Annotated in this window: 5 protein-coding genes; 2 read left to right on the top strand and 3 right to left on the bottom strand. The window is 65.0% G+C overall.

Going from position 1 to position 6937, the window contains the following annotated elements; genetic code table 11:
- Window positions 1-57 precede the first annotated feature (57 nt).
- The 3 genes from AC1ROX_RS19615 to AC1ROX_RS19625 are packed head-to-tail and all read right to left on the bottom strand — an operon-like array spanning window position 58 to window position 5160.
- Entirely contained in the window at window positions 58-2622 is a 2565-nt protein-coding gene (locus AC1ROX_RS19615) for a response regulator (RefSeq protein ID WP_493128185.1), read from the bottom strand.
- On the bottom strand, window positions 2615-4342 hold the full coding sequence (locus tag AC1ROX_RS19620) for a sensor histidine kinase (RefSeq protein WP_493128187.1): 1728 nt from the start codon (window positions 4340-4342) through the stop codon (window positions 2615-2617). Before AC1ROX_RS19620 ends, AC1ROX_RS19615 begins: the two co-directional genes overlap by 8 nt.
- A gap of 14 nt (window positions 4343-4356) precedes the next feature.
- The gene (locus tag AC1ROX_RS19625) at window positions 4357-5160 is read right to left on the bottom strand and encodes a response regulator (RefSeq protein ID WP_493128189.1); all 804 of its coding nucleotides are present in this window, start codon (window positions 5158-5160) and stop codon (window positions 4357-4359) included.
- A 433-nt stretch (window positions 5161-5593) separates the two neighbouring features.
- Here AC1ROX_RS19625 and AC1ROX_RS19630 point away from each other — a divergent pair, with 433 nt between their 5' ends.
- Both AC1ROX_RS19630 and AC1ROX_RS19635 read left to right on the top strand, forming a co-directional pair.
- Window positions 5594-6058, top strand: coding sequence for a sigma-70 family RNA polymerase sigma factor (locus AC1ROX_RS19630; protein ID WP_493128191.1), 465 nt, complete (start codon window positions 5594-5596; stop codon window positions 6056-6058).
- Window positions 6059-6175: 117 nt separating this feature from the next.
- Window positions 6176-6757: a sigma-70 family RNA polymerase sigma factor gene (locus tag AC1ROX_RS19635; protein ID WP_493128193.1), complete on the top strand. Its 582-nt coding sequence runs from the start codon at window positions 6176-6178 to the stop codon at window positions 6755-6757.
- Window positions 6758-6937: the final 180 nt, after the last annotated feature.

Genomic DNA, 6937 nt, shown 5'->3' on the forward strand with positions numbered 1-6937 from the left:
TGAACGCCACAAAATCGTCCGGGGTTGCAGCCTACGCGCGGTATCGTCGGGGAAAGATCAAACGCCCTTTCGTGCGGTGTGATCCAAGGCCTGCTGCAGATCAATCGACGAATACGGCTTGGAAATGAACTGCGTACCCTCGGCTTGCATGCCGGAACGACCATAGCCGCTGGCAATCACCACTGGCAACGCGGGATAGAGTTCCCGCACTTTCACGGCAAGTTCCTCGCCACTCATGCCGGGTAAGCCGACATCGGTAACCAGGAGGTCGTAACCTCCTTCCTTGGCCAGGAGTTCGAGGGCCGCCTCGCCGCTGCCGACCCCGGACACGGAGCAGCCCAGCCGTTCGAGCATGTCCGTGGTCGACATGCGAAGCAGCACTTCGTCCTCGACCAAGAGGACCCGCCTCGCCCTGCCCTCGGTTGCCGGATGCGGCGGCGCCTCCTCCATCGGGGCCTCGGGCGGGGTAAGCACAGGGCGGCGGCTCGCCAGCACGCTGCGCAGTTTCGCCGACAGGGCATCGCTGCTGTAGGGCTTGGCGATCATGGGGTAGCCCGACCTCGTATGATCCGGGATCAGGCCGCGAGCGAACCCCGAGGTCAGGAGCACGGCAATGCCCGGCCGCAGACGCTGCGCCACCTGCGCGAGTTCGACGGCGGTGATCGTGCCCGGCATCACGATGTCGGTGAACAGGAGATCGAAGGCGGAATCCTTCTCCAGGATCGCCGCCGCCACGTCGGGATCCTCCGCCGCCTCGACGCGATAGCCCCAGCCGGTCAGCATGTCGACGACGGCGCGGCGGACGTCTTCGCTGTCTTCCACGACGAGAATCCGCTCGCTGCCGCTCACGGCAACACCGGAATCGATGGGCTCCTCGACGACCGGATCCTCGGTGCGCGGCAAATAGAGTTTGATGCTGGTCCCCTGCCCGATCGCGCTGTCGATCCGGATATGGCCGTTCGACTGGCGAACGAAGCCATAGACCATGCTGAGGCCGAGCCCCGTGCCCTTGCCGTCGCCCTTCGTCGTGAAGAAAGGATCGAAGGCCTGCGCGGCGACCTCGGGCGGCATGCCGGTGCCGGTATCGCTCACGTCGACGAGGACATAGGGTCCCGGGTTCACATCGGGATGGAGTGCGGCGTAACGGCGATCGAGCGTTGCGTTGGAGACCTCGACGCGCACGGTGCCGCCGTCCGGCATGGCGTCGCGGGCGTTGATCGACAGATTGAGGATGGCGTTCTCGAGCTGGCCCGCGTCGATCCTGGCGTTCCACGGATTGTCGGCCACCCTGAGCTCGATGCCGATGCGCTCGCCCAGCGAATGGCGCATCAGGTCGGCGAGATCGGTTACCAGCTTGGCGATGTTGGTGGGCTGCGGTGTCAGCGGTTGCCGCCGGGCGAAGGCGAGAAGCTGCTGGGTGAGGCGCGCGCCGCGATCGGCCGCCGCCGTCGCGCTCTGCACGCGCGAGAGCATCGCTTCATTATCCCCGGCCTCGCCTTTCAGCAGATCGAGGTTGGCGCGAATCACCTGCAGGATGTTGTTGAAGTCGTGCGCCATCCCGCCGGTGAGCTGGCCGGTGGCTTCCATCTTCTGGCCCTGCCGCAGGGCCGCTTCGTCATGCAGCTTCTCGGTGATGTCGACGCAACGCACGACCGCGCCGCCGCCCGCCATCTCGCCGCGATAGACCTCGTAGTCGCGCCCGTCATGCGCCACGCGAATCACCGCCGGCGTCTTGGAAGGAGTCGTGCCGAGGTCGAGCGGCAGGAGCAGAGCCCGCGTGGCCGGCGAGCGCTCGGACAGGAGCTGATCCAGGGTCGGGGGCGCCTGCCTGCCCGGCTCCCATTGCGCGAGCCTGGCGAACGCCTCGTTCCAGGCCACGACGGCCCGCTCGCCGTCGATCACGAAGATGGGATCGCGCAGGCTTTCGAGGGTCGCCTGGAGAAGGCGTGTCCGGCCGGCGAGTGCGTACTGGCTGCGCTCGAGGCGGCCGGCGCTGTGCACGATGACCCAGATGCCGACGATCAGGCAGATGAACGCCCCGCCCATCACCAGCAGGCCGGCAATATCCGCCTGTTCCTGCTCGGATCGCAGCGACGTCAGTCGCCGCGCCAGCAGAAGCCTCTGCCCCTCGACGAGGGCGTCGCCCAGCAACCTGACCTGGCCGAGCATCGCGCGCCCCGCACCCGTCCGGTCGAGCGCGAGTGCCGCCTCGCGGCCGTTCGTCTGGTAGGTGCCGACGGTGGCGTTGAGCTGATCGAATTTCTGTGCGGTGACGTTGCGGAACTCCTGGAACTGCCGCGTCGTGTCGGGGTCGCTGGCGACCGAAGCCTCGAGCTGGCGCATGCTCGCCTCGATCCTGACGCGCGCGCGCTCGTAAGGCTCCAGGCTGGTAACGTCTCCGGTCAGCAGGTAGCCGCGCAGTCCGACCTCGGCGTCCTGCACCGCGATCACCATCTCGCGCATCAACGCCATCGTCTCGTAGTTGGCGACGACCAGACGCTGCTGGCGGGCCGCGGACTTCGAATGGGTGAAGGCGAGCATAAGGCCGGTCGCGATCAGCACGGCGAGGGTGATGCCCGCGATCACCCCGGTCGATCGTGCGGACCGCAACAGGCTAGGCATTTACCGGCTCGTCCGCGGCAGGCGTCGGGAAGACGACGACGACCCTGTTGCCGCCGTCCGGCTTGCGCTCGATCGAGACCTCGCCGCCCAGCTGCATGGCCAGGCCGCGGATGAGGGTCAGGCCGAAGCCGCCCCTCCCGTCGGGTGCAGGCACGCCGGCATCGCGCTGAACGCCATTGTCCTCGATGACGAGCTGGACCTCCTCGCCGCGCTCGCTCGTCTCGATGCGGATCTCCGGCGCGGCCGTCTTGCTGAAATCATGGCCGAGGGCAATGCTGACGGCTTCCGTGACGATCAGGCCGATCGGGATGGCCGTATCGGGGCCGACGGCCATGATCGGCGCGCGGATGTGATAGCGCGGGGCCTGCCTGCCGCCCGGCGTGCGTCCAACCGATATCTGCCGGACGAGATCGCTGATGAACTGCTGGAAATCGACCAGCGACCAGCTCGACCGCTCGTAAAGATGGCGGTGCAGGATGGACAAGGTGAGCACGCGGTTCTGCGCATCGCCGAAAAACCGGCGAATGCGCGGCGACCTGATCTCGCCGGCCTGCAGGTTGAGCAGGCTCGAGATCATCTGCAGGTTATTCTTCACCCGGTGATGGATCTCGCGAAGCATATGGTCGCGCTGCTCGAGGTTGGCGCGTAGCGCGGCCTCGCGGCTGGCGATGGCCTCCGCCATGGCCGTCACGCCCGCTCCGACCGATGCCATTTCCGGACTCCAGGGCCGCGGCGGCATCAAGGTAATGTTTTCGCCGCGAGCGACCTTGTCGGCGAAATCCTGGATATAACGAAGGGGCCGAACGCACCAGCGGTCGGCACCGAACCAGATGACCAGCAGCACCACGATCGCCGCCAGCACCACGAAGAAGAAGCTCACCCAGGCGCCGGCAAAGGCCAAGGGACTGTCGGCGACCGGCGCCGACACGACGGCAAAGAGCGCATTCCCGCCGACCGGCCGGATGCGGAATTCGTAGTACGCCCCATCCTGCCCGAAATCGGAAAACCTGACCTGACTGCCGGTCAGGACTTCAGCCAGGCGCGCCGGCACCGGCAGCCGACGCATGGCCGTTACATCGCCTCCAATGGCCGCCCCGGACCGGTCGACGACCGCGACCGCCGTCCCGGCGGTCCCTTCCGCCTGGGCAGCCGCCTGCGCCAGCGCCCTCAGCGTGATGCCCAGGGCGCACATGCCGCGGAACGTCCCGTCGCGCATGACCGGAACGGCGATGGGAATGATCGCATTGGGAGAAATGCGGCTGGCAATCGTATCGCCGACGACTAGCCCCTTGGCCGGCCGCACTTTCTGGAAAACGTCACGATCGGCGAAGCTCATGCCGATCGCCTTGGGATCCGAAGCACAGCGCGCGATCCCCTGCTCGTCGGTCACCAGCGCCGTCGAATATTGACCGGGATAGGCCGTGAGCAGCTTCGACAGATAACTCGCGCACCGCCCTACGCTATCGTCGGGGGGCTCGACGGCGGCGCTCTGCTCGACCGATTCGTCGGCACAGGCCGCCGTCAGCATGCGCCGCGACGAGTCGAAGAGGCCGCCATAGCGCGCCACCGCCAGATCGGCGACCGACCCGAGTGCAGAGGCGCGCTGCGAGACGTCCGCCTCCTCCTGGAGTTTAGCCTGCCAGGCCGCCAGCCCGAGGACGGGCAGCAGAGCCAGCGCAACGAGCGTGACGAGCTTGGAGCGAAGCGACCATCGCGCCACGATCCGTCTCGGCTTCAGATCGATACGGTGTCGAGCGCCTGCGCGATCGCCGCACGAAGAAGATCAGGATCGAACGGTTTGGAGATCACGAACGCCGGCTCGACCTGCTTGCCCGTCAGCAGACGCTCGGGGAAACCCGTCACGAAGATCACCGGAACGGACATCGACTTCATGATCTGGTTGACGGCGGAAATTCCGCTGTCGGAGCCGCGAAGCTGGATATCGGCCAGCACGAGATGCGGCGCATGCTTCTTGGCGAGTTCGATGGCGGCTTTCTCGGTCGCCGCGATGCCCACGACCTCGTGACCGGCGTTGCGCACGATGTCGGCCACGTCGAGCGCGATGACCGCCTCGTCCTCGATGACGAGAATACGGACGGAAGCCACACGCTGCAGTTCGCGGCGTGCCTCCTCGAGGCTGCGCTCGGCATCATCGATGCTGACGCCGAGGACATGGGCCGCGTCGGCAACCGTGAAACCCTCGAGCACGGTCAGCAGCAGGACCTGCCGCTGCATCGGCGCCATGTCGGTGAGCGATTCCTTCAGACGTCCGCGGACGCTTTCACCACCGCTTGCGGCCGCTTCCATGTCACCGAACGGCTGGCGAAGCCGGTGGAAAAGCGCGAACACGCCGAGCTTCGTATCCTCGGCCTCAGCGATCAGTTCGGGTTGCTGCACCGCCACCTCGGCGCACAGACGAACCCATTCATCGCCCTGCTGCTGCGAACCGGTAACGGCCCGAGCGTAGCGACGCAGGAACGGCAGCGTCCTGGTGATCGCCTCGGACACTTTCTTGGAAGCTACCTGCTCTTCAGCCACGTCGTTCTCCCTCATCACTCGAAAATCGTCTCACGCGGCAAGCCGTACCGATATGCCTACAGTACGCTGTGCGTGACGTGCCGGAAAGACGCTGCCCCGCGTCCCGACCCGGCGAAAATGCTTGCGGACGGGCTCAAAAAACCGCCCGTCCGCAAGGTTCGTCTTACTTATCGCCCAGCCCGCCTCAATGGAGCCAGCCCAACACCCACATCAGCAACAGTACCGGGATCGGTACCCCTAGAAGCCAAAGGATTGCCGCGCGTCCCATACGATCCTCGTCATGGAATGAATGTCGGCACCACAACGCCTTTCGAGGCTCCAGGTTCCGTGCCGCCGATTCCCGGTATCGCAGGTCCAACATGCACACCTAGATGTGGTTGCGACCGCGATTTGCCCTTTCATGACGGTGGTACAATCCCCAAATAGAAGTGTGATGAAAGACGAGATCGTGGCTCTTCTTCCGGACCTGCGTGCGTTTGCGCGCTTCATGTGTCGCGAACGCGAGGCTGCCGACGATCTTGTCCAGAACACCGTCCTCGCCGCGCTCGACAAGCAAACGCAGTTCACTCCGGGCACAAATCTCAAGGGCTGGCTGTTCACCATCATGCGCAATCGTTTCTATTCGGATTTGCGAACCCAACGCCGCCGTCCCCTGACGATCGACAACGATGCCGCGACACCGCTTCCGGCGGTGGACAATCCGGAAGCCTCGCTGGCGTTGAAGGAGCTTTCCTCGGAATTGTGGAAGTTGAATCCACAATCACGGGAAGCCCTCGTCCTGATCGGCGCCGGCGGATTTTCCTACGAGGAAGCTGCCAGCCTTTGCGGTTGCTCCGTCGGCACTCTGAAGGCCCGCGTGTCACGCGCTCGCAAGTATCTCTCGGAAAAACTGCAATAGCCGCCCGTCAACTTATCAAGGATTACAACGACTTACAAAATTCTGATCCCGCCTGTGTAACTAATTCATCTGGCCGACATTGTTCCTGTCACGACGCAACTTTTCGGGAGATTGCTAATGGCCACGCAGACCACGCAGGATGACGGCACTCGGGACTTCCACGAGCAGCTCAAGACCATCTTGCCCCGCCTGCGCATCTACGCTTTGTCCCTGACCCGCGATCGCGACCAGGCGGACGATCTCGTGCACGACACGGTGATCAAGGCGCTCACCGGCCGCAACAGCTTCCAGCCCGGCACCAACTTGGCCGCCTGGCTGTTCCGCATCCAGCGCAATGAATTCATTTCCGGTCTCCGCCGTCGGCGCCCGACCGTTCCGGTGGACACGGCGATTGCCGAGTCCCTCTCTCACCCCCCTCATCAGGACAGTGGGTTGGTTATGCGTGAGTTCATGTCGGCGTTCGGCAAGTTGGCGGCAGCGCAGCGTGAAGCCCTGCTTCTGGCGGTCCTCGAGGGCCTTCCCTACGAGACGATTGCCGAGCATACCGGCGTTTCCGTCGGCACGGTCAAGAGCCGTATTTCCCGCGCTCGTGACACGCTGGAGCGACTGCTGCTGGAAGGCGAAGTCCGCCGCCCGACCGAAACAGGCCGTACGTCCATCGACCTTCACGACGACGATTCCCCGGCTGCCACTCGCTAAAGTCTTCTTTGAAGTCCGACATTAGAATGCGACAAAGTCATGAGTGGTCCCAGGGGGAGAGTTGAATGGGTCGAACAGGATCCCGCGGAGTGGGCTTCCGCCTCCGAGGGGCATGTTATGGCCACTAACGACGATAAGCCCGAGGGCGCGGGGGGGGGGGGGGGGGGGGGGGGGGAGGGG

The organism is Reyranella sp. GW821-FHT14A01, assembly GCF_058803965.1.

Excerpts from the sequence above, each read along its gene's own strand:
- AC1ROX_RS19615 (WP_493128185.1), bottom strand. The coding sequence starts at position 2,622 with ATGCCTAGCCTGTTGCGGTCCGCACGATCGACCGGGGTGATCGCGGGC.
- AC1ROX_RS19635 (WP_493128193.1), top strand. The coding sequence starts at position 6,176 with ATGGCCACGCAGACCACGCAGGATGACGGCACTCGGGACTTCCACGAG.
- AC1ROX_RS19630 (WP_493128191.1), top strand. The coding sequence starts at position 5,594 with ATGAAAGACGAGATCGTGGCTCTTCTTCCGGACCTGCGTGCGTTTGCG.